General features: G+C 50.6%; 27 protein-coding genes. 26 read left to right on the forward strand and 1 reads right to left on the reverse strand.

The window, feature by feature from the left end:
• Positions 1-17 precede the first annotated feature (17 nt).
• The 26 genes from HQ393_RS05700 to HQ393_RS05825 all read left to right on the forward strand — a co-directional run bounded on the left by HQ393_RS05700 (position 18) and on the right by HQ393_RS05825 (position 20,760).
• Positions 18-1,250 (forward strand): glycosyltransferase family 4 protein, encoded by a 1,233-nt coding sequence (locus HQ393_RS05700; protein WP_179357871.1) that lies wholly within the window; start codon positions 18-20, stop codon positions 1,248-1,250.
• The gene (locus HQ393_RS05705) at positions 1,243-1,875 is read left to right on the forward strand and encodes an acyltransferase (RefSeq protein ID WP_246307964.1); all 633 of its coding nucleotides are present in this window, start codon (positions 1,243-1,245) and stop codon (positions 1,873-1,875) included. Before HQ393_RS05700 ends, HQ393_RS05705 begins: the two co-directional genes overlap by 8 nt.
• Positions 1,865-3,046: a glycosyltransferase family 2 protein gene (locus HQ393_RS05710; RefSeq protein ID WP_179357872.1), complete on the forward strand. Its 1,182-nt coding sequence runs from the start codon at positions 1,865-1,867 to the stop codon at positions 3,044-3,046. The genes HQ393_RS05705 and HQ393_RS05710 overlap by 11 nt, the downstream gene beginning before the upstream one ends.
• The gene (locus tag HQ393_RS05715) at positions 3,043-4,041 is read left to right on the forward strand and encodes a glycosyltransferase family 2 protein (RefSeq protein ID WP_179357873.1); all 999 of its coding nucleotides are present in this window, start codon (positions 3,043-3,045) and stop codon (positions 4,039-4,041) included. Before HQ393_RS05710 ends, HQ393_RS05715 begins: the two co-directional genes overlap by 4 nt.
• A 14-nt stretch (positions 4,042-4,055) precedes the next feature.
• Entirely contained in the window at positions 4,056-4,559 is a 504-nt protein-coding gene (locus HQ393_RS05720) for a serine O-acetyltransferase (protein ID WP_179357874.1), read from the forward strand.
• 4 nt (positions 4,560-4,563) lie between these two features.
• Positions 4,564-5,304, forward strand: coding sequence for a PilZ domain-containing protein (locus HQ393_RS05725; protein WP_179357875.1), 741 nt, complete (start codon positions 4,564-4,566; stop codon positions 5,302-5,304).
• An 87-nt stretch (positions 5,305-5,391) separates the two neighbouring features.
• Positions 5,392-5,730, forward strand: coding sequence for an STAS domain-containing protein (locus HQ393_RS05730; RefSeq protein ID WP_179357876.1), 339 nt, complete (start codon positions 5,392-5,394; stop codon positions 5,728-5,730).
• On the forward strand, positions 5,727-6,944 hold the full coding sequence (locus HQ393_RS05735) for a nucleotidyltransferase family protein (protein WP_179357877.1): 1,218 nt from the start codon (positions 5,727-5,729) through the stop codon (positions 6,942-6,944). Before HQ393_RS05730 ends, HQ393_RS05735 begins: the two co-directional genes overlap by 4 nt.
• Positions 6,945-6,965: 21 nt before the next feature.
• A complete protein-coding gene (locus tag HQ393_RS05740) occupies positions 6,966-9,104 on the forward strand; it encodes a GumC family protein (protein WP_179357878.1) in 2,139 nt (712 codons plus the stop codon).
• Positions 9,091-9,819: a glycosyltransferase family 25 protein gene (locus HQ393_RS05745; protein WP_179357879.1), complete on the forward strand. Its 729-nt coding sequence runs from the start codon at positions 9,091-9,093 to the stop codon at positions 9,817-9,819. The genes HQ393_RS05740 and HQ393_RS05745 overlap by 14 nt, the downstream gene beginning before the upstream one ends.
• A gap of 9 nt (positions 9,820-9,828) precedes the next feature.
• Positions 9,829-10,452, forward strand: a complete 624-nt coding sequence (locus HQ393_RS05750) for a class I SAM-dependent methyltransferase (protein ID WP_179357880.1) — start codon at positions 9,829-9,831, stop codon at positions 10,450-10,452.
• A 412-nt stretch (positions 10,453-10,864) separates the two neighbouring features.
• Entirely contained in the window at positions 10,865-11,842 is a 978-nt protein-coding gene (gene dusA, locus HQ393_RS05755; RefSeq protein ID WP_246308000.1) for a tRNA dihydrouridine(20/20a) synthase DusA, read from the forward strand.
• Positions 11,843-11,853: 11 nt separating this feature from the next.
• Positions 11,854-12,495, forward strand: coding sequence for a retropepsin-like aspartic protease family protein (locus HQ393_RS05760; protein WP_179357882.1), 642 nt, complete (start codon positions 11,854-11,856; stop codon positions 12,493-12,495).
• A 70-nt stretch (positions 12,496-12,565) separates the two neighbouring features.
• Positions 12,566-13,159 carry an RdgB/HAM1 family non-canonical purine NTP pyrophosphatase gene (gene rdgB, locus HQ393_RS05765; RefSeq protein WP_179357883.1) on the forward strand — a complete coding sequence of 198 codons (594 nt, stop codon included), beginning with the start codon at positions 12,566-12,568 and terminating at the stop codon, positions 13,157-13,159.
• On the forward strand, positions 13,156-13,386 hold the full coding sequence (locus HQ393_RS05770; protein WP_179357884.1) for a hypothetical protein: 231 nt from the start codon (positions 13,156-13,158) through the stop codon (positions 13,384-13,386). The genes rdgB and HQ393_RS05770 overlap by 4 nt, the downstream gene beginning before the upstream one ends.
• Before the next feature lie 5 nt (positions 13,387-13,391).
• Positions 13,392-13,895 carry a hypothetical protein gene (locus HQ393_RS05775; protein WP_179357885.1) on the forward strand — a complete coding sequence of 168 codons (504 nt, stop codon included), beginning with the start codon at positions 13,392-13,394 and terminating at the stop codon, positions 13,893-13,895.
• 26 nt (positions 13,896-13,921) lie between these two features.
• Positions 13,922-14,488: a hypothetical protein gene (locus HQ393_RS05780; protein ID WP_179357886.1), complete on the forward strand. Its 567-nt coding sequence runs from the start codon at positions 13,922-13,924 to the stop codon at positions 14,486-14,488.
• Between the two features lie 28 nt (positions 14,489-14,516).
• Positions 14,517-15,710, forward strand: coding sequence for a radical SAM family heme chaperone HemW (gene hemW / locus HQ393_RS05785; protein WP_179357887.1), 1,194 nt, complete (start codon positions 14,517-14,519; stop codon positions 15,708-15,710).
• A gap of 76 nt (positions 15,711-15,786) precedes the next feature.
• Entirely contained in the window at positions 15,787-16,359 is a 573-nt protein-coding gene (locus tag HQ393_RS05790; protein ID WP_179357888.1) for a flavin reductase family protein, read from the forward strand.
• Between the two features lie 11 nt (positions 16,360-16,370).
• The gene (locus HQ393_RS05795; protein WP_179357889.1) at positions 16,371-16,823 is read left to right on the forward strand and encodes a GNAT family N-acetyltransferase; all 453 of its coding nucleotides are present in this window, start codon (positions 16,371-16,373) and stop codon (positions 16,821-16,823) included.
• A 37-nt stretch (positions 16,824-16,860) separates the two neighbouring features.
• Positions 16,861-17,241: a Rid family detoxifying hydrolase gene (locus HQ393_RS05800; protein WP_179357890.1), complete on the forward strand. Its 381-nt coding sequence runs from the start codon at positions 16,861-16,863 to the stop codon at positions 17,239-17,241.
• 2 nt (positions 17,242-17,243) lie between these two features.
• The gene (locus HQ393_RS05805) at positions 17,244-17,600 is read left to right on the forward strand and encodes a DUF3147 family protein (protein WP_179357891.1); all 357 of its coding nucleotides are present in this window, start codon (positions 17,244-17,246) and stop codon (positions 17,598-17,600) included.
• 69 nt (positions 17,601-17,669) lie between these two features.
• Positions 17,670-18,092 (forward strand): CoA-binding protein, encoded by a 423-nt coding sequence (locus HQ393_RS05810; RefSeq protein WP_179357892.1) that lies wholly within the window; start codon positions 17,670-17,672, stop codon positions 18,090-18,092.
• 144 nt (positions 18,093-18,236) lie between these two features.
• A complete protein-coding gene (gene dapF / locus HQ393_RS05815) occupies positions 18,237-19,070 on the forward strand; it encodes a diaminopimelate epimerase (protein ID WP_218871395.1) in 834 nt (277 codons plus the stop codon).
• Positions 19,071-19,145: 75 nt separating this feature from the next.
• Positions 19,146-19,811: a DUF484 family protein gene (locus tag HQ393_RS05820; RefSeq protein WP_179357894.1), complete on the forward strand. Its 666-nt coding sequence runs from the start codon at positions 19,146-19,148 to the stop codon at positions 19,809-19,811.
• Positions 19,798-20,760, forward strand: a complete 963-nt coding sequence (locus tag HQ393_RS05825; RefSeq protein WP_179357895.1) for a tyrosine recombinase XerC — start codon at positions 19,798-19,800, stop codon at positions 20,758-20,760. Before HQ393_RS05820 ends, HQ393_RS05825 begins: the two co-directional genes overlap by 14 nt.
• A gap of 11 nt (positions 20,761-20,771) precedes the next feature.
• Here the strand turns inward: HQ393_RS05825 and HQ393_RS05830 are convergent, their stop codons facing one another.
• The gene (locus tag HQ393_RS05830) at positions 20,772-22,334 is read right to left on the reverse strand and encodes a cyclic-di-GMP receptor FimW-related protein (RefSeq protein ID WP_179357896.1); all 1,563 of its coding nucleotides are present in this window, start codon (positions 22,332-22,334) and stop codon (positions 20,772-20,774) included.

The following is a 22,334-nucleotide window of genomic DNA, read 5'->3' on the forward strand; positions in this document are numbered from 1 at the left end:
TGCGCAAGGAGTACATCATGCCCACCCAGCACCGGATCGCTTATCTGGTTAGTCAATATCCAGCGGCATCGCATGTCTTTATCTTGCGCGAAATTCTTGGCCTGCGCGCTCGCGGCTTTGAAATCCACACGGCCAGCGTCAACCCTGATACTCGCGCACTTGAGAGTTTGCCCGCAAACGAGCAAATCGAACAACACAACACACTGGTCATCAAAAACTGGCCTCGTTTGCAGCTGGGTTTGGATTTACTACTCGCCATCTTTCAATTCAAATCACGTACATGGCGCGCCCTCGCTCAAAGTTGGCGCTTAGCTAAACCGGGCTGGCGAGGCCATGGTCTAGCTATGGCCTATTTCATTGAGGCCTTATTGCTAGCTCGCTGGCTCAAAGCACGCGATTTGGACCATCTGCATGTTCATTTTGGCAATGAAGCAGCCTTAGTTGGCGTACTGTGCAAAACCCTGAGTCATTGCCAACTCAGTTTCACCATTCACGGCCCAGATGAATTTTATGATGTGCGTGGTCAGCAGTTGCAGGCCAAAATTAGCCATGCCGATTTGATTATTTGTATCAGTCAATTTGCTCGCAGCCAGTTGATGCTGATTTCGAGCGTCGCAGACTGGGCCAAAATGCAGGTGGTTCGCTTGGGCATTAATCCCGAATACCAAGCTGGTGCTGTCACTTTGCCAGCAGAAAACACCCTGCTTTGTGTTGGCAGGCTAGTACCCGCGAAAGGGCAACGCGTCTTGCTTCAGGCGCTGGCTGAGTTGGCTCGCGAAGGGCTGCGCCCACAATTGACCTTAGCTGGTGGCGGCGCAGATCAAGCCGAGCTAGAGCAACTCGCTGCGCAATTAGGCGTTGCTGAACAGGTATGCCTAACCGGCCCCTTAAGCAGCGAAGCTACCCGCCAACTTTATCGTCAAGCCAAGGTATTTGTTTTACCTAGCTTTGCTGAAGGCATTCCAGTGGTGCTGATGGAAGCGATGGCCAGTGGCGTGCCGTGTATTAGCAGTCGGATCACGGGCATTGCTGAATTAATCGAGCACGAAAAAGAAGGCTTGCTGATTCATGCCGGTGACAGTCACGCCCTGGCGCAAGCGATCAAGACACTGCTTTTTCAGCCCGATTTCGCACGCAGCCTAGCCCTAGCCGCTCAGGCCAAAATCAAGCACGCATATCACTTGGAGCGCAACCTAGATCAACTAGCGCAGTGCTTCAGTGCATTTAATCGGGAGCCACATCATGCTTAACTTTGCCATGCACGCTATACGTCAAGTGGTATATCAACAAGCACATGATCATAAAAGGCTTGTCGGGCTATACCGTAGGCTATGTCGCCCATTTGGTCTGGAATGGGCACAATTTCTCAAGCGCTGGGGCGGGTTTCAAGCCATCGGTGAGCACTGCGCCATCAATATGAATGTGACGATCACTGATCCGGCCTACGTCAAGCTGGGCAATAACGTTCACCTCAGTGGCTGCACGCTGTTTGGTCATGACGGCTCGGTCAATATGGTCAATCAAGCCTTTGGGCTCAATTTAGATCACGTGGGCAAGATTGATATTCGTGACAATGTCTTTATAGGCCATCAAGCCATCGTGCTGCCGGGCGTCACGATTGGCCCCAACGCCATTGTGGCCGCCAATTCGGTGGTCACTCGTGATGTGCCGCCCAATACTGTGGTTGGAGGCGTTCCCGCCAAAGTACTGTGTACTTTATCTGAATGGATAGCGCGCACCCAAAAAGCCAATACCGATATGCCCTGGGCGGAGGAATTCGCCAAACGCCAGCATGTACTCGAACCGGAAAGTAGCGCGCTGCGTGCCGCGCGCCTACAGGCTTTCTTTGGCGAAGGAGCGCATCATGCTCATTGAAACACTCCAATCGACCCTAGGCTTGGCCAGTATGGCCGCGGCCATCTACACCCTGCCTGGCAGTTGGGCGCTGGCAAGATGGACTTGGGCTGCTCGTCACCCTATGCCATCTGTACAAGGCCCCTCTTCAAACGAAGCAATTTTAATTTTAGTGCCGGCACACAATGAAGCGGCGACCATTCCGCGCACACTCCCCCCCTTAATGGCGCAATCCAAACAAGATGGCAACAGTGTCGTCGTGGTCATAGCAGATAATTGCACCGATCTCACCGCGCAGATTGCTCGTGATTTGGGGGCGATCGTTCTGGAACGCCACAATGAAACCGCTCGCGGCAAGGGCCATGCTTTGGCTTATGCCTTTCAGACCTACCCTGATACCGCCTGGTATTTAATCGTGGATGCGGACAGCAGCTTAGATGACGATTTTTTATTTAAATTACGCCAGAAAATCAGTGAAGATCCCGCCGCCATCCAAGCTCGTTACACCCCCGATTGCGCAGCTGACGACCCACGCGCAACGCTAAAGCATTGGGCATTACAAGCATTTAATATTAACCGCCAGCGCGGCCGGGCCAAGCTGGGCGAGAGCGTGAGCCTACTGGGCAATGGCTTTGCATTATCGGCAAGCACCTTAAATCAAGTGCCCTATCGCGCGGGTTCAATCGTAGAAGATTTTGAATATCAATTGGCGCTCCAAGCTGCGGGCTTAAAAATTAGCTGGCTGGAAGAAGTCGCCGTCCACGGCGAGATGCCAAGTGGTAGCGGCGAAAAAACTCAACGCGTCCGCTGGGAAGGCGGCCGAATTGCCATGCTGCGCCAACATTGCCTTCCCTTACTCAAGCAAATCACACAAGGCCAACATCAGGCTTGGTCAGCGTTGCAAGAATTAATGCTTTTGCCTTTAAACCTGCACGCTTTGTTATTACTCATCGCCTGCTTAGGCAATAGCTGGACCAGTCTGATGGGCGTAATCGGATTGTTAATTTTAATCGCTCACGCAGGTTTTGCGCTGTCCGAATTACCCGCTGGTGAACGTAGCACGGCACTGTTGAGCCTACCTCGCTACCTAATTTGGAAACTGATTCAACTGCCTGCTATTTTGCGCAGCAGCACCCTTAATAGCCCATGGTTACGTTCGGAACGTCAAGCTGAAAGGAGTCGCCCATTATGAAACCCGCCCCAGTCTTTGATTTAAGCGTCATTGTGGTCAGCTACAACAACGCACCCGAGATCACATCGTGTCTATGCAGCATTCAAGCCGCTTGCGGTGCGCTACGGTACGAAACATATGTCGTCGACAACGCCAGCAACGATGGCTGCGCAGAACTTGTAGCGCAAAACTTCCCCGATATCACCTTGATTGCAAGCCCCGTCAACCTTGGATTTGCCGCCGGAAACAATTTAGCTTTTGCACATGTCAGAGGGCGCTATATCGCCCTGATTAATCCAGATGCTCGGCCAGCGGCCGAATCACTGGCGGAGGCTGTCGCGTGGATGGATGAACATGCCCAAATCGGTTTGGCCGGCGGGCAATTATTAGATGAAGAAGGCCACAATCAACCTTCTGCCCGCTGTTTTCCGTCACTACTCAATGATTTTCTCGCTATCAGTGGATTAGCGGCAAAATTTGCAAACAATCGATTTTTTGGCCGATTTGACCGAACCTGGGCCAACCCAGCGGAGGCGGCACAAGTCGATTGGGTGCCCGGAGCCTTTGCCATAATTCGGCATCAAGCGCTGCGCCAAGTCGGGCATTTTGACGAGCGATTTTTCCTGTATTACGAAGAAGTCGACTTATGTCGCCGCTTAAAGCGAGCAGGCTATCAAATTTGGTATCAGCCTCAGTGGCAAGCAGTGCACATTGGCGGCGTCTCCTCGCGCCGCGTGGCAGGGGAACATTTTAATCGCCATGGCAGCCAGCTTTCCTTATGGCGAATGCGCAGCACTTTACTCTACTACCGCAAACACCATGGCTGGCTAATAGCCAAACTCGATAATCTGCTCGAGCAAATTTGGCATTTCGCACGTCAATGCCGTAATGCGTGGTTTTCACAGCGCGCCCAGGCAAAAGAAAAAGCGCAGGAATCCACTGCATTGCGTCGGCTATTGCAACAAGCCTGGGGTGACACCGCAGGTGGCCAACGCTCCCCCCCCACACCTTGGTAATGCGGAGCGACATCATGTTCGATTTGATCCGCGAAGATTGGCAAACCTACCAACGCGACCCTTGGCGGCAAGGGCTTTGGGTCATGCTGGTGTATCGATTTGGACGCTGGCGTTACGGCATACGCAATCGACTGGCGCGCAAACTTTGCTCAATTATTTATAAATGGCTCAAAATTTTCAGCCAGATCTTGACTGGCATTGACCTGCCTTGCGAAACGACAGTCGGGCGACGACTGCGCATCGATCATTTTGGTGGCGTGATTATCAGCGGCGATACCATCATCGGTGACGATGTCATTTTGCGGCATGGCGTGACTCTGGGCTTAAAACATGAGGGTGAGCGCGGCGCACCTAGGCTAGGTGATCGAGTTGAGGTGGGTGCTGGTGCCAAAATACTTGGCCAGATCCATATCGGCGCGGGGGCCAAAATTGGCGCCAATGCGGTGGTGTTAAGCGATGTGCCCGCAGGCGCCATTGCCGTTGGCATCCCGGCCAAAATCATTCAGGCCAAGGAGTAGCACCATGCTCAATCCGCTCAAGTTATTTCGCTTTAACACCGCCAGCCCGAGCATGGAACTCGAGCACGAGCCCATCGATCAATTACCGAGCCCAGATATTGTCCGTAACCCACAACAAATTATTCGGCTACTCCAGGATATGTCCTCACCATCCGAACGCATCCATGCACTCGCATTATTCGAAGGAAGTCGTTCCGCAATTGGAATATGGGATATGCAGCTTCAGGTCGATCGCCATCAGTGTGATTTTGAAGTCATCCCACAACGAGGGCAACTCATTGGCAAACACCTCACCGTGATCGCCAATTGGCATGAATATCGAATGGCTTTTTCCAGCCCAATCGTCAGTCAATACAATCAACACCACTTCGCCTTTGACATACCCAGTGAAGTGATTCAACTGAGCGGCCGCAATTTCTATCGCGTTCATCCAGCACACAAAACGCTGGCTACCTTGCTCAACGCCAATATCCAGCTCAAAGGCGAGTTGCATGATCTAAGTGAGGGCGGGATAGGGATCAAGCTAGATGCATTGCAATTAGCGCAATTAAGCGCTAACGCCAGCAATAAACTCATTATTGAGATTACAGGTCAGCGCATTGGCATCACCCACTTTAGCATCTGCAATATTCAGACCCCACATCAAGAGCGGCTCAGTCGGGTCGGCTTAGTCTTTGATGAGATGGCTGCGGCAGAGCAATTCAAGCTACGCAGGCTGCTACTGCAACTGCAAACCCGACATTAAGTTTTACACTCCCGTCACAATCCCCACCCCCTGCTCGCCTTTAATAGCACTAAGACCTCTATCGGTTCTTTCGCTAAGGAGAGCATCATGAATTTGATTAATCAACACGAACAAGATGACCTCACCATTATCTCGTTCAATGTGAGCAACCTCGATGCCAGCAATGCCGATGCATTTCGCAAACAGGTTCGCCCGGCCCTCGAAAAATCAAAAAAAGTTGCACTGGATATGTCAGTTTTGCAATTTGTCGATAGCTCGGGGCTCGGGGCTTTGCTGTCTTGCTTGCGCTTTTGCAATGAACAAGGCGGTAGTTTTGTGTTATTTGGCCTGCAGCGCCCTGTCACTGCGCTCTTTGAATTAATGCGGATGCATCGGGTCTTTAATTTGTTTGATTCCATTGATGAAATCGTGGGGGCAACATCATGAAAGCCCTCATCCTCGCGGCGGGCAAAGGCACACGACTGATGCCATTGAGCCGGGATTGCCCCAAGCCCATGCTGCCTATTTTGGATAAGCCGGTCCTCGAATGTCTGATCGAACACCTCGCCAGCCAGGGCGTCGATCAAATCATTATTAATACCAGTTACCTCGCACCAGAAATCGAAAATTATTTTTCCAGTGGCCGTCGCTGGGGCGTGGAGTTGGCATTTAGCTACGAAGGCTATGAAGAGGATGGCCAATTGCATGACGAGCCATTGGGTTCAGCCGGCACCATTCGGCGCATTCAACAGCATTCAGCCTTTTTTGACGACACATTTATCGTGATGTGTGGTGATGCATTATTGGATTTGGATTTACGTGCATTAGTGGCCGCACATCACCAAACCGGCGCACTAGCCACCTTGGCGCTGATGCGTGTACCGAAAAATAAAGTCTCGCAATATGGCGTAGCCGTGCTCGATGATTTAGGCCGGATTATGTCATTTCAGGAAAAGCCCAAACCTGAAGAAGCGTTAAGCGATTTGATCAATACTGGGGTGTATGTGTTTGAACCCAATATTATCAAATACATTCCAGAACATACCCCATATGATCTTGGTAGTGAAGTCTTTCCGGCGCTCGCCCGAGATGGTCAAGCTATCTACGGGGTGGAAATGGATTTTGACTGGATCGATATTGGTCGCGTCTCTGATTATTACAGCGTACAAATGCGCGCCATTGCGGGCGAATTGGCCACCGTAACGCGCCCTGGGAAGGAAATCTTGCCGGGTGTTTTTGTCGGCGCGAACACCCGTTTTGATCCACGTCGCTGCCATATTGAAGGCCCCATGGTCATTGCCGACAGCGTGACAATCGAAGATGGCGCAACCTTGATTGGGCCACTGTATATCGGCAGAGGCTCAATCATAGAACGCAATGCAATGATCAAACACAGCTTAATCTTTGATTACACCCGAGTGGGAGCCCAAGCGAGCCTAAGTAATATGTTGGTCAGTGGCCGATGGTGCGCATTGCCTGATGGATTCACCATCGATCCGCAACGCAGTGGTATTTCGTGGATTCTTGCCGATAGCCGTACCCCACGCAAAAACATCAATCAGCATGAGCAATTGTTTCTGGAGCAAATCAACGATTTCCCGCCCGTCACCGAATTAATCGAGCAGCTTAATCGCGAACACTCATTTTCGCGCCCGTGGTAAATCGAACCAAGGCGAATGACCATGTCCACCAACCTATCGGCAGCTGGGATCGGCATCAAACCGCTCGTTAGCCTGCGCCAACACCCCAAGCTGGCGGTTATTAGCTGCCTGTTGGTGTTGATCGCTAGCCTGCCATTGGTATGGATCAAAGGAAAACCCAATTACAGCAGCGAAGCGGTCGTACAAGTCGCGCCGCGCTATATGAAAACGCTCAAAGACGACAACGAGCTCGATTTTCAATCTAATTCACAATACCGCCAGTTTGTGCAGCAACAAATGAGCACCTTGCTGCGCTACGACATTTTGGCGGACGGCATGAAACGCGCCAAAGTACCCTTTCGGCTCGCCGCCGAATCTGAACAATACGCAGTTGATCGACTCCGCAATTTATTGCAGGTCGCGGCTGTTCCCGATACCTATATGGTACGGATCAGCATGTACGGTCAAAATAAAGCGCAGATGGCCCCATTGATCAATAGTGTCGTGAATGTGTATCTAGAGCGCGCCCGTACCGAACAAGTCTTTGGCCGTGATGACCGCATCAGCAAATTACAAAACCGCCAAGCCGAATTACTCAAACTCATTGATGAAAAATCCGAGCGGCGCAATCAAATCGCGGGCGAGCTTGGCATTGCCACCTTTTCAGCGGAAGCCGGCAATCCCTACGACAAAGCCATTGAACGGCTCCGCGAAGCACTGGCCGAGGCCAAAATCAAACGCTTTGATGCAGAAGCGCACGAGAAAGCCTTCCATCAGCATGGCGACACAGACCCTTCGGTGCGTTCAATCATGGAAAGCGTTTCGGTCGATCCGGGGCTCAATAGCCTCAAAGCCAGCCTGAACAATCGCCGGGCCACGCTCGTGTCAGGCATGGCGGGGCTCACCGCCAAACATCCGGGTTATGAACAAAGCCAAATCGAATTGGGCGATATTGATAACGAGCTCAATCGCCAAACTGACAAACTGACCAACTCAGTGCGCCGCAATTTAGAAAGTCGCTTTGCCACAGCGAGCACACAGGCCAAACAACTGGAAGCCCAGCTCCAATCTGAGCTGGCCGAGCAGGAGAAATCGCGCGGTCATTACGCAACTTTGTTTAAAGAAGCGAATGAAATATCTGGTCAAATCACACAAACGCGCAAAGAAGTAGAAACCATCCAAGATCGGCTCAATTTCTTTGCTGGCGAAACCAGCTCGCTCGGTTTTGTCCGCTTGGTGAGCGCCGCCCTGCCCCCCGAAATCCCCCAAGGACCTGGCTACAAAAAACTACTGCTGATGGCGATTTTAGCGGCATTGGGCGCAGGGATATTCATCCCTATTTTGCGCGATCTGCTCGATCGCACCATACACGCACCGAATGATGTGATCAGCAGCTTTGGGTTTGCGCCGGTTGGCTGGTTAATTCAAAGCAAAGATCATGATAGTGCGCTGTTTCTTGACAACCAATTGCGCCGCCTCGCCAGCGCCTTGATTCGCGAACAAGATCGCACTGGCATTCGCATTTTTGGTATTTCATCGCTTCAACCCGGCGGCGGTGCTAGCAGTTTGACGCAACAATTAATGAACACCTTCCAAAACATGGGTATTGCAGCGCTTGCGGTCGATGCCAACGCGTTTAGTCGGGATAGCTTTTTTGATCAGTCCACCGAATACACCATCGGTGAAGACTTACCCAGCCAATTAGCTCAACTGAATAGCTTACGGCTCAAAGCCAACGGGCGTCATCTGCAAGCGATCGACAAACTGGGTGTTTCACTGGAGAAAATGGCCGAAACCTTCCGTTTTGTCTTGGTGGACGTGCCCCCGCTACTCGTCAGCGGAGATGCCGAGCTCACCCTGCGCGCCACGCCTGCGATATTGGCTGTTGTGGAAGCCGAAGCGCAAAGTCGTGGCGAAGTAACGCGTGCTGCGCGGCTGCTTCAGGGCATAGACCCGGCCTCAATCGGCGTCGTCGTTAATCAAGTTCGACCTTTGGATGGCGGTGGCTATGTGCGAGATTTGATGACCGAATTTATAGAGGGCCGCAAAACGGCCAAGGCGGGCAAATTAACCGAGCTCTGGCTGACGGCCCAAGTCATTGGCAAGGCTTGCCGCAGTTTAATGCAAGAGCTCTATCACCCATTACGCTTTAGCCGGAGATCAAGCCATGACACTCTCTGACCTGATTGATCGCATCTATATTATCAATTTGCCTGAGCGAAATGATCGCAAAGCTCAAATTAGCGCCGAGCTCAACAAGCATGGTATGCACTGGCAAGACAACAAAATCATATGCTGGCCAGCTATACGCCCCCATGATGCTGCAGATTTCCCTACTCTTGGCGCACATGGCTGTTTTCTTAGCCACCTTGGCGCGCTCAGAGATGCGTGTCAATTATCGCAGGGTTGGGTGCTCATTCTGGAAGACGATGCAGTCTTACTCCCTCAGCTAACAGCCGCCCTGCCCGACTTAAAACATTTGATGGCCAGTGATCAGGCCGATCTGATTTATCTGGGTTGCTGTGAGCAGCAAGACCAACGCTGCAGCGATAAGACTTTCCAGCCGAGCAATAATCCAATCGTCGGGGCCCATGCCTATCTGGTATCCCGCGCCTTCATCGATGAACTCTTGCCCTATTTACAAGCCTGCCTGATTCGCCCGGCCGGGCATCCTTTGGGCGGTCGTTTACATTTTGACGGCGCATTGAGTTTATTTAGGCAATTTAACCCCGATTGCCGCACATGGCTGGCCAACCGCAATCTGGTTGAGCAGCGTTTTTCACGCAGTGATATTCAAGCACGCTGGTGGTATGACCAATGGCCAGTCGTGAAGCAACTGGCCGCTTGGGCTAGGCAATGGAAACAATTTCAACGTCACGTAGCCAACAAAACTTAGGAGCTCATCATGGAATACTATGGCTTTGTCCGTCACGAAATCGCCCCGATGTTGCCTGCGCACGCAGATCGGGTTTTAGAATTGGGCTGCGGCAACGGCGCGACGCTGGCTTGGTTAAAAGCCAATGGGCGCTGTAACTCAACCACCGGCATTGAATACAGCCCCGATGCCAGCAGCATTGCACGCCAACATCTCGATCATGTAATCGAAGGTGATGCCGAACAAATCGATCTACAAGCATTAGGGCAATTCGATCTGATTTTGTGCCTCGATGTGTTAGAGCATTTGCGTGATCCATGGCAGATGCTTAGAAAGCTAAAACAACAACTCACGCCACAAGGCCGCATCATCGTGAGCGTACCTAATATTCGTCACCATAGTATTTTGCTGCCGCTGTTATTTCGTGGCCAATGGCGATACCAAGCTGCCGGCATCCTCGATCAAACGCATTTGCGCTTTTTTACGCAAGAATCGGCTCAGCAATTACTAGAGCAAGCCGGCTTTCAAATCGAACAATGCACAGGCCTTGGCCAGCAATGGGCCGCCAGCCGATTCTGGCGCTGGCTAGGCAAACTCGCTTGGGCTAAGCCATTTTGCAGCGTGCAATATATTCTCAACGGGAAAATCAGCTAACGCGCTCATATTTTCCATAGCCATTTGGCTTACTGAAACGAGCTAGCACTAATGGTTATGAATTTTTTGTGGGATATGAATTTATTACGGCGCCGCTTGAGCCATAAGGCTTAAGTCGGCGCACCTGACTCGGCGGCAAATTACATATTTACAGACCGAGGCATGGCGCCATCTCACGAGGCGACATCTCCATGAGGCAAAAAGAAAAAGCCATCTTTCTTCTGAACGCGTAAAATGCTCGCCATTGGACGCAGCTGTGCCAGGGGTCAACTCCCCCGTACTTCATAGTTGGCGATCCCATTTTAAACCTACATAAAAATGTCGCATGCCCAACGTCGAAACCCAATCAGAAGCAAAACAACCCTTAGCAAACTTGGACCTTAAACCTTCTCGCCGCTTCTGCATCGCGCCGATGCTCGATTGGACTGATCGTTTTTATCGTCGCTTTGCGCGTGAGCTCTCACAGCAGACGTGGCTTTACACTGAAATGGTCAATACGGGTGCGATTTTGCATGGGGATAAAATGCGGCATTTGCGTTTTGACCCAGCGGAACACCCGATTGCTCTACAACTGGGCGGCAGCGAACCGGCGGATCTGGCGCGCTGCGCGAAGATCGCGCAGGACTGGGGCTATGACGAAGTCAATTTAAACGTCGGTTGCCCGAGCGAGCGAGTGCAGTCGGGCTCGTTTGGTGCCTGCTTGATGCTGGAGCCCAATTTAGTGGCCGATGGCGTTAAAGCGATGCGTGATGCTTGCCAGATTGATGTCACCGTCAAACATCGCATTGGGATCGATAAAATCGAAGATTATTCTTTTGTCCGCGATTTTGTCGGACATATTGCTGATGCGGGCTGCAGTACTTTTATTGTTCATGCGCGTAATGCGATATTGAAAGGTTTAAGCCCCAAAGAAAATCGCGATATTCCGCCGCTAAAATACGATTACGCCTATCAACTCAAACGTGACTTTCCAAACCTTGAAATCATTATCAATGGCGGCATCACGACGCTTGAGCAAACTCAATCGCACCTATTGCATGTTGACGGGGTTATGGTTGGGCGCGAGGCTTATCACAACCCTTGGATACTGACCGACATTGATTCAGCAATTTACGGGCAAGCCCATCGTGATCAAACTCGCCGCGGTACCATGGAAAATTTGCGCGTATTTATCGAGGCCGAACTAGCGAGCGGCACGCCCTTACGCTTTATTGCGCGCCACATTCTGGGCTTGTATCAAGGCCAATATGGTGCACGACAATGGCGTAGAATGTTGTCTGATGCGACACTATTAAAAAATGCCAATTGGGAATTGATCGAATCTGCTCTGGCGCAGATTGAGAACAGCCTGAGCCATCGCGAAGCATCGAACTTGAATGATCCTAGCTAAGGAATTCTGACATGCGCATCATCCTTGCCCTACTCGCCTTGTGTTATTGCAGCCTGAGTTTTGCCGACGACATTGTGCTCATTGGCACGATGGGTAATAAAGGCGTGTTCCAAATCAATGGACAAAAGAAAACCTTGCAAGCTGGACAGGAAAGCGGCGCATTCAAAGTGCTTGCGATTCAAGGCGAAACAGCAACGGTCAGTAGTGGCAGTCAACAGCGACAATTGCAATTAGGGCAAGGCTATGTCGCGCAAACTTCAGAAAATAACGAGAATAGCGGCGGCAGCTTGGTGCTCAGCCCCGATGCGCAGGGCCACTATATGGCCGATTTATTCATCAACCAAGTGAGCCGACGCGGTTTGGTCGATACCGGTGCCACTCACTTATCCATGACCCGTAATGTCGCGGAGGCGATGCGGATTAGCTACCAATCAGGTCAACTCGGCCGCTCGCAAACCGCCAATGGCGTCATCAATGCATGGTTAATCCGCATTCCACAGGTCAAAATTGGCAATATCATGGTTTACGATGTGCCCGCAGTGGTGCGTGATGCCAACGATAACAGCCCCATTCTGATCGGCACCAGCGTACTGAATCGTTTTCAAATGAAGCGCGATCAGGATCTGATGATTTTAAGTAAAAAAGCATATTAATACCTGGGTATACATCCAAAAACCAATTAGAAAAAAGACTTTAAGCATATACCTAGAAAAGAGCCTTCCAATGCAACGTATTGTTCTAGCCAGTAATAATGCCGGAAAATTAAAAGAATTTTCCCATCTGCTCGCCCCATTGGCACTACAAGTCATCCCGCAGGGCGACCTCAATGTCCCTGAATGCCCCGAGCCTTTTGGCACATTTGTGGAAAACGCGCTCGCCAAAGCGCGCCATGCCGCTAAAATCACCGGCTTGCCTGCGCTAGCCGATGATTCAGGACTGTGCGTTCATGCTTTAGGGGGTGCGCCAGGGGTATATTCAGCCCGTTATGGCGGCGAACCAAAATCCGATCAGCGCAATAATGAAAAACTGTTGGCCGCACTTGCGGGTAAGCCGGATCGCCGCGCTTGGTATTACGCAGCGCTGGTGCTGGTTCGTAGCGAGAATGATCCACAACCCTTGATTGCCGATGGCGTTTGTGTTGGTGAAATTGCGCAAGCGCTGATCGGTGAAGGCGGATTTGGCTATGATCCGCTGTTTTGGCTGCCCAATCTGGGTAAAACAGTCGCTCAAATCAGTGCCAGCGAAAAAAGTCAAATCTCTCATCGTGCTAAAGCACTCAACGAGCTGATCAGTAAATTACGGGAAACAGGTTTATGAACAAGCAGGACGAAAGTCGCTGGGCCAAATGGTGCCGAGACGACGGCTCCGTGGTATCGTGCACGGAAAAAGTAAAAGTGATGAATGAAAATCTGGATGAACTATCGCAAATGGCACAAGACCTATTTGAAGATGGTTTGCTCATGGAAGTATCCGAAGACCAAATGCGCGCTGTATTGCACCAATTAATTGATGCGCTACACAACCCTTATCCAGCCAAAGCCTAATCGCCATGTTAAAAATTGCCTTATTTTTGGCGCTTTTTGCGCCTATGATCGCCAGCGCGGGTGATCCAACCCAAGAACGCAATGAAGCCGTTGCCACAGTCAGTACCAGTGTCGTGACTTTGCAGAAAATGGAAAGTCAATGCGTCAACGCTAAAACCATTGCCGCGAGCACGGCTAAAAACGCGATTGATGGCTGGCGCATGCGCAATGATGTTTTTTTGTACACACAGAGTGGCTATTTGAATGCTTATTTCAAAGGCTACGCCAAAGAATACGGCGAAGCTGCTGCGCAAACGCAGCGTAAAGCGCTCAATGCCGACATTAATGCAGCAGCAGACGGCAATATCAAAGTATTGCTCGACAAAAAGAATCTGAAACAAGCTTGCCCAAGCTTTTTCGAGGCCTTAAACAAGGGCAAATACGACATTAATATCAATTACCCCTACTACCCTACCCTCAAAGAAATGGTGGAGTTGCTAGGTTTGGCCGATCGCCTACCGAAGAACTAATTATTTGATTTATTGAAGGACTACCGATGAAAAAATCTTTACTTGTACTTGCGATGGCGATTCCACTCAGTACGATGGCGGCCACACCAAAAACAGAAAGCACAAAAAAAGCTACGCCAGCCCCAGCACCTGCAATAGAGGACAATCCATTTACACCGCAACGCAATAAAGCAGCGGGCGCAATCAGTACCACCATCGTCATCATGCAAAAAATGTCGAAGGGCTGCGTCAATAAAGGCGGTGTCACAGAAGAGAAGATCAAGATTTCTCAGCAAAATTTTGCCGATCAAAACCAGGTCTTCCTGCAAATGCATCGCTCATATTTATCCGGTTTCTTTGGCGCCATTAAAGAGACCAACGGTGAAGAAGCCGCCATTAAAGCCAATAGCGACATGGTTAAAATGGTCAATGAACAAGCCGACGTTACGATCAATGACATGACCGGTAAATATAAAACGGATGAAGCATGCAAGAAATACTTCGATAAATTGGCTACCGGTGGCTTTAACATCAAAGAAGGCTATCCAGAGTACAAAACCATCGTTGAAATGGTTGAATACTCAGGCCTAAAAGTACCCGTCGCCAAGAAATAATCGCATCGCAGGAATAGTTACGAACTTAATGCAAACCATTTCGCTCAATCAGCTCTCTTCATCGGGCCTCACAGCCCTGCCGCCATTGGCGCTGTACATTCATTTCCCATGGTGCGTTCGCAAGTGCCCATACTGTGACTTTAATTCGCATGCGGTAAAAGACGCCAACTATCCGAGCGGGCTACCCGAGGAACAGTACATTGCGGCGCTGATTAGCGATTTAGAAAGCAACCTACCCCAAGTGTGGGGGCGTTCTGTCAGCAGCATTTTCATGGGGGGCGGCACACCGAGTCTTTTCTCTGCCGCTAGCATGGATAAGCTCCTTGAGGCGATTCGTGCGCGCGTCAAGCTCAACCCCGACGCAGAAATCACGCTTGAAGCCAACCCTGGCACGTTTGAAATCGAAAAATTCGCTGGCTATGCCGCCGCGGGCATTAATCGCCTATCGATCGGTATTCAAAGTTTTAATCCCGAGCACCTTAGCGCCTTGGGCCGCATTCATAATCGCGACGAAGCGCTGCGTGCGGTTGAAATTGCGCACCAGCACTTTAACAATTTCAATCTCGATATTATGTACGCACTGCCCAAGCAAACGTTGGCGCAAGCTCAGGCGGATATTCGACTCGCGATTGAATGCAATTCAACACACCTTTCAGCCTATCATCTGACACTTGAGCCCAATACGCTGTTCCACCGCTATCCGCCCGCCTTGCCCGACGACGATCTCGCGGCAGACATGCAGGAAATGATTGAAGCTGAATTGGCCAGCGCAGGTTTTGAGCATTACGAAACGAGTGCTTTTGCCAAAGCAGGCAAACGCAGCCAGCACAATCTGAATTACTGGCAATTTGGTGACTATTTGGGCATAGGCGCGGGCGCACATGGCAAAATTAGTTTTCACGACAAAATTATTCGCCAAGCACGCTACAAGCAGCCCACTGAATATCTGACCCAAATGGCGAGCGGCAATGCCATTCAAAGTGAGAATGTCGTTGAAAAAAGCGAATTGCCGTTTGAGTTTATGCTCAATCTGCTGCGCCTTACCGAAGGCTTCCCGCTCGCACTCTTTACCGAGCGAACTGGATTGCCACAGAGCAAAATATTCAATGAAATCGAACGCGCCTGCAGCGAAGGTTTACTTGAGCGTGATCTACACTGGGTTAAGCCAAGCATCAAAGGCCAGCGCTTTTTGAATGTATTGATGGAGCGCTTCCTTCCCTAAGCAGGGTATAGCCTTCAAAAACTTATTGAAAATAGATTAGCAACACATACCCACCACAGTATCAGCAGGAATCATTATGGAATGGCCAGTAGCGACGCTGTCGCCGAGCGAAAAATATAATCTGATTACCGACTGCGTCGTGCCGCGCCCAATCGCATGGGTCAGCAGCGTCGATGCGGCGGGCAAAATCAATATTGCGCCATTTTCGTATTTCAATATTGTTTCCAGCGAGCCAATGATTGTGTCACTCAGCGTCAATCGTCGCCTCGATGACCAAGGGGGTAGCGAGCGCAAAGACACGGCGTTAAATCTGGCTCACACTGGCGATTGCGTGATTCATATCCCATCCCATGACCATGCCCCTGCAGTCCATGCCACGGGTTCAGGCACACCACCAACACAGGCGCAAATCGATGCCCTTGGCCTGCAATTTGCGCCGTCGCGTCAAGTCAAAACGCCACGCATTGAAAACTGCGCCGTCGCACTGGAGGGGCGTTTTCTGCAACAAATCGAAGTCGGCAGCCCCGTTGTTGCCGATCTGATCTTGGTTGAAATCGTGCATATTTATGCCGCCGATGATTTGCTACACAACAATCGTGTTCACCCCGAGCCCTATGCCATTGCGGCCAGCAAACACCCCCGCAATTAAGCGCCCAGCCCATGCCATTTCAAATTAGCCCGTGTACGCTTGATGATTTAGCGGCTCTATTTGCTGAACTTGATCAAGACTTGCAAGCGCGCTACCCCAGCTTGGACATCAGCACGGTGCAGCTCTGCGATTTCGATCCCGCAGCCGATATTGCACTCATCGCGAAAGAAGCTACAGATGAGCTAGGCTGTGTCGTACTCAAAAAATATGCCGCACAGATTGGCGAACTCAAGCGCCTCTATATCGCACCCACCGCACGGCGTCGTGGTATTGCGCAACAACTGCTCCTGATGATTGAAAATCTAGCCCGCGCTCAAGACTACCAGCAGATTATTCTGGAAACGGGCGATCAACAAGCCGAAGCGGTCGCACTTTACCTTAGCCTCGGTTACAGTCAGACCCCAGCTTACCCACCCTATTGCGACAATCCAGTTAGCATTTGTTTTGCCAAGCATTTGATTTAAGATCTGTCTATTCACCCCCATACTGAGGACTCACCTTATGAGCAAAGAAATCATCCATTCAGATAATGCGCCAAAAGCCGTTGGCACGTATTCGCAAGCCGTAAAAGTGGGCAATACCGTTTACTTGTCTGGTCAAATTGGCCTTGATCCAGTGAGCGGTGAGCTGGCAGATGGTTTTGAAGCGCAAACGCATCGCGTTTTCCAAAACCTGCGCGCTGTCTGCCAAGCCGCTGGCGGCGATTTGTCTGACATTGTGAAATTAGGCGTGTTTGTCGTTGACTTGGCCAACTTTGCCAAGCTCAATGAAATCATGGGTGAATATTTCACCGCGCCATTCCCCGCTCGCGCCGCAATTCAAGCCGCCGCACTACCTAAAGGCGCGATTGTTGAAGCCGACGCGGTGATGGTACTGGCCTAATTGTGGCAAGCGCCTACCTGATTACCAAATACTTGATCACGGCCGCTGCCGTGGTCGGTATTTCTGAAGTTGCAAGTCGTTACGAGCGCATCGGCGGCTTGCTAGCTGCGCTACCCATCGTGACTTGCCTAACGCTAATCTGGCTCTATATCGAAAAACAGCCTAGCGATAAAATTGCCAACCATGCGTGGTACACCTTTTGGTATGTCGTACCCACATTGCCCACGTTTTTGGCTTTCCCTAGCCTTTTAACCCGCTTTGGATTCTGGCCTGCACTGGGCATCAGTGTAGTAGCTACGATGGCCCTATTTTTAGTCTACGCCCAGGTATTGGCACAATTTCAGATTAACCTGTTGTAATCCATGGGTATATCCCTGAAAGCCTTGAATTTAATACAATAGATACTTATACCCCATAAGGATGCATAAATGTCTTTTCAAAATCCAAGTGATGCGCAAATTAAAGCCATTTTGCAATCTTGCAAAACCATCGCCGTGGTGGGCTTATCAGACAAAACCAATCGCGCCAGCCATGGCGTAGCCAAGCTGATGCAGCAATGGGGTTTTAAAATCATTCCGGTCACCCCCAAACCACAAGAAACCATCCTGGGTGAAAAGGTCTACCCCGATCTGGCCAGCGTACCGGGCGAGATTGATTTGGTGAATGTTTTTCGCCGCAGCGAAGAAGCAGGCGCCGTGGTGGATGCCGCCATCGCCCGTGGTGCAAAAGCAATTTGGCTGCAATTAGACATCATCGACGAAGCGGCTGCTGCGCGAGCCCAAGCGGCGGGCATCCCCATCGTCATGGATCGTTGCTTAATGGTCGAATACGGACGACTTTTTGCGGATTAACTTGCCCCACCCTCAAGGCCGCGTTAGCCTATATTGCCCCACGCAATTGGCAATTAGTAAAATTGCGGGGGCATAAAAATAATTAGTTTTACTGGTCAGTTTATGTCTGTTTTACTCTCATAAAATGACTTTTCTGGAAAAATAATAATGAAGCTGAAATTCAGCAAAATGCACGGCCTGGGCAATGATTTCATGGTGATTGATGGCGTTCGCCAAAATGTCTCACTCTCTGCCGATGCAATTGGTCAATTGGGTCATCGTCATTTTGGCATTGGTTTTGACCAATTATTGCTCGTTGAAAAAAGCAGCACCCCCGGTATTGATTTTCGCTATCGCATTTTTAATTGCGATGGCTCAGAAGTCGAGCAATGCGGCAATGGCTCACGTTGCTTTGCACGCTTCGTATTTGACCAAGGCCTAAGCGACAAAACTGAAATCGCGGTCGAAACGGCCAAAGGCGTGATTTACCCCAAGCTCGAAGCCGATGGCAATGTCACCGTCAATATGGGTGTACCTCGTTTTCACCCCACTGAGATTCCGTTTCAGGCCCCCAACGAAGCCATCATTGACCCGTTGATCGTCGATGGTCAGGTTTATGATATTTCCGTCGTTTCAATGGGCAATCCACACGCGGTACAAGTGGTCCATTCGGTCGTGACGGCGCCTGTGGCCCTACACGGCCCATTGATTGAAAACCATCCGCGCTTTCCGCAAAAAGTGAATGCCGGTTTTATGGAAGTGGTCAATCGCAATGAAATTCATCTACGCGTTTATGAGCGCGCAGCGGGTGAAACCCTTGCCTGCGGCACAGGCGCTTGCGCTGCCGTCGTAGCAGGTATTCGCCGTGGCCTACTCGATGAAACAGTGCGGGTTCATACTCGCGGTGGTGATTTGACCATTTCGTGGGCGGGTGTGGGTCAGCCAGTGATGATGACTGGCCCTGCGGTCACGGTTTTTGAAGGCTCAATCGACATTTAATCTTTTCAGGCCGCCCATACGGCCTGATGCGTTTTCTTTAGTAATCGGCAGCGATATTTAATCAGGAAATAACACATGCAAGCGGATGATGTAGTTCAGTGGTTAAAGCAAAACCCCGAGTTTTTCGACGACTTTGCCGATGACATCGCGCAAATTTTCGTGCCGCACAATCATGGCGGGCACGCGGTTTCCTTGGCCGAGCGTCAATTACTGACATTGCGCGACCGCAATCGCCAGCTCGAAGGCCGCCTCAGTGAATTACTGCAATTTGGCGTTGAAAACGATTCAATTTCCGATAAATTACATCAACTCACCGTTGATTTAATGAAAGCAAATGATCTGGCGTCGATTATTGGCACGTTGGAATTTCATTTAAAAGAGCGCTTTACCGTGCCTTTTATGGCCCTACGCCTCTGGCTTCCTGCTGGCGATTGCAATCTCATGGAGTTTTCGCCGGTCGGTGAAGCCATTCATCGTTTGGCGGAAAACTTAGTTTCACCCTACTGCGGCCCCTATGTGACCGATGAAGTTCTTGATTGGTTTGAAATTGGTGCCGGCGAACTCAAATCATTTGCGCAATTTGCCCTAAAAACGGGCGAAGTTCCATTTGGTATTCTGGTCATGGCCAGCCCAGATAGCGAGCGTTTCTACCCCGACATGGGCACTCTATATTTACAGCGTCTCTCTGAGCTCGTGTCTGCCGCGGTGCGCCGTGTTACTACAACGCATGCTGAATCCTAAAGCTGAAGCGATTGCCTCATCCGAAGCAATATCTGCGCAGACTGCGGAGCAGTTTGCGCATTTTTTTCGCTATTTACATGGTGAAAAGCTCGCCAGCCCACACACCCATCTTGCTTATGTGCGCGACCTGCACCAGCTTGGGCTCTTGTCTAAACAGCGCGATTTAAGAGAGCTTATCGCGCAAGACATTCGTAGTTTCGTACGCCAGTTGGCCAGCAAAGGTACTTCCGGGCGCTCTATAGCGCGGACATTATCGGCTTGGCGAGTCTTTTATCGGGTGATGATTCGCGATTTCAGCTGGCCGCTGAACCCTGTTGAAGGCGTCAAAGCTCCTAAATCTGCTAAGGCACTGCCCAGCACACTCAATAGCGATAATGCGGTTGGTTTTTTGGAAAACATGCCCGATGAGGAAACCATTGCCGCCCGGGACAAGGCCATTTTTGAATTAGCCTATTCATCAGGCTTGCGGGTTAGTGAATTAGTGAGCCTAAAGCTAATCGATCTTGATCTTCCGCACGGCATGGCGAGCGTCACCGGTAAAGGCAATAAAACGCGACTAGTCCCAATTGGTCACCCCGCGCAAGAGGCCTTGCGCCACTGGCTTTCTGTGCGGGCACTGTGGGCCAGATCGAACACTCACACGGTCTTTTTAAGCAAAAATGGCACGCCATTAACCACTCGCGCAGTGCAATTACGCCTACGCCATTGGCAAGAAACACTGGGTATTAGCGAGCCACTCTATCCGCATAAATTACGCCATAGCTGCGCCAGCCATTTATTGCAATCATCAGGCGATTTGCGTGCAGTGCAAGAGTTGCTAGGTCACGCCAGCATCGCCACCACGCAAGTCTATACTCACCTAGATTTTCAGCATCTAGCCCAAGTTTACGATCAGGCGCATCCGCGAGCCAAAAGCAATCATGATGAGACTGATGCAGGTAAAGAGTAACAGCCAGAAAGTTACTGCGTTAATTCGCCCGTAAACTCAAATAAATCGTAGCCATTTTGCTGCTCAACCAATTTAGCGGTGCGGATAAATTGCTCACGCTGCCCCATAATTACCGAATATTCGCGCAGCGGGGTGTACTGCCCCTTTTGGGTCACAATCCGAGCTGCTTGTTTTAATGCGGGGATGGCGGGCAACATCAGGGCAGGAAAATAAGCAGGCGTCTCAGCGCCTAAGGTTGGGCGCATCAAAACGGGGACTGCTTTCGCACTCATCACCTGCAAGCCCATTTCCATCGAACCATTGTGATGCTGATGCAGCCAGCGAATCGAAGCAACCATCCAATTGGCGTTCTCGGCAACCGACAAGGCAACAATTTCACCGGCCTTGGCCTGCTCTTTAGGCAATTCATGCGCCAAAATACCGTAGCCGCCCGGGCTTTCATTAATCACTTGCCACTGGGTTAGCTGGAGGTCTTTTTCAGCAATAATGGGTTTGTCATGGCCATTGACCAAGTGCTGACCCGCATTTAAGCGAAAAACGGCACGACGAATTCCAAAGGCAACACTCACAGTAGACTCAGTTGGAATACGTTGATAATGCCGATGTGGAACAATGCTCCATTGCCGAATGACACGCCGTAGAATCTCCAGCCACATCTGGACCTTAACCCTATCTTTGGCCATCGGCGCTTTTGCTTCTACCGTATGCTCAGCTTTGTGCAGTTTTTTAGCGAGCTCAATCGTGTCAAACAATACGGCCTGCCCCGCATAATTATCCAGTGAACGATTACCTACGTAACACGGCGCTTTGTCAGTATTGAGCTCAACCAAAAAAAATCCGGCACTAGAGGCTAGTTTACTTAAGGGTTGAAAGTGAGCATGCGGCGCATAGCTTTCAATGATTTCCAGCACCTTATCTAGCTCTAGCCCTGCAAAACGGTGCGGATCGGCCAAGGCCAGCAGAACCATCTGCTTATAAAGTGTTGCAATGGGGCGCGCCGATTTTTCTTTGGCATTTTCGTTTTTGGGCTCATCGAGCATTTTATTTTCCGCTGCATAGCGGAATAACTGATGGCACTCGGACCAAATACCTTCAGGCAAGGTTTGGTACAGACGACCCGAGACTTGATACACGCGCCAGTAGGCGTACAACAATGCCTGCATTAATTGGGGAGGCGCTTTGGGGTGAGCATTAAAAAAGCCAAACCGCTTTTCTAATTTATCTGCAATCGCCAGTTTCCAACCCACGGCCAACTCAAGCCAGACATTCCGTGCCAACTGCGCAGCCGCACGAGCCGATTCTTTCATCGGCAAGCCTGGGGATGCGTAGGCGATCTCAAACGCCCCGGTGAGCATTTCCAGCGAATTTTGGTATTCGGTCAGTAATGTTGTACGTACATCGGCATCGACTTTAACGCGGTTGAGCACCGCCAAAGCGCCTTGTATCAAACGCCCTGCCTCCAACACATTCGCTGTCGGAAGCGCAATGAGCCAATCCTTAACTTTTTTAGGATCGGTCTCGACAGATAAAGCCAAGCTAGGATCAGCTTCGGGTAACACGAATTTTAAGGTCAT

It is taken from the genome of Chitinibacter bivalviorum (genome assembly GCF_013403565.1).
GTDB classification, from domain to species: Bacteria; Pseudomonadota; Gammaproteobacteria; order Burkholderiales; family Chitinibacteraceae; genus Chitinibacter; species Chitinibacter bivalviorum.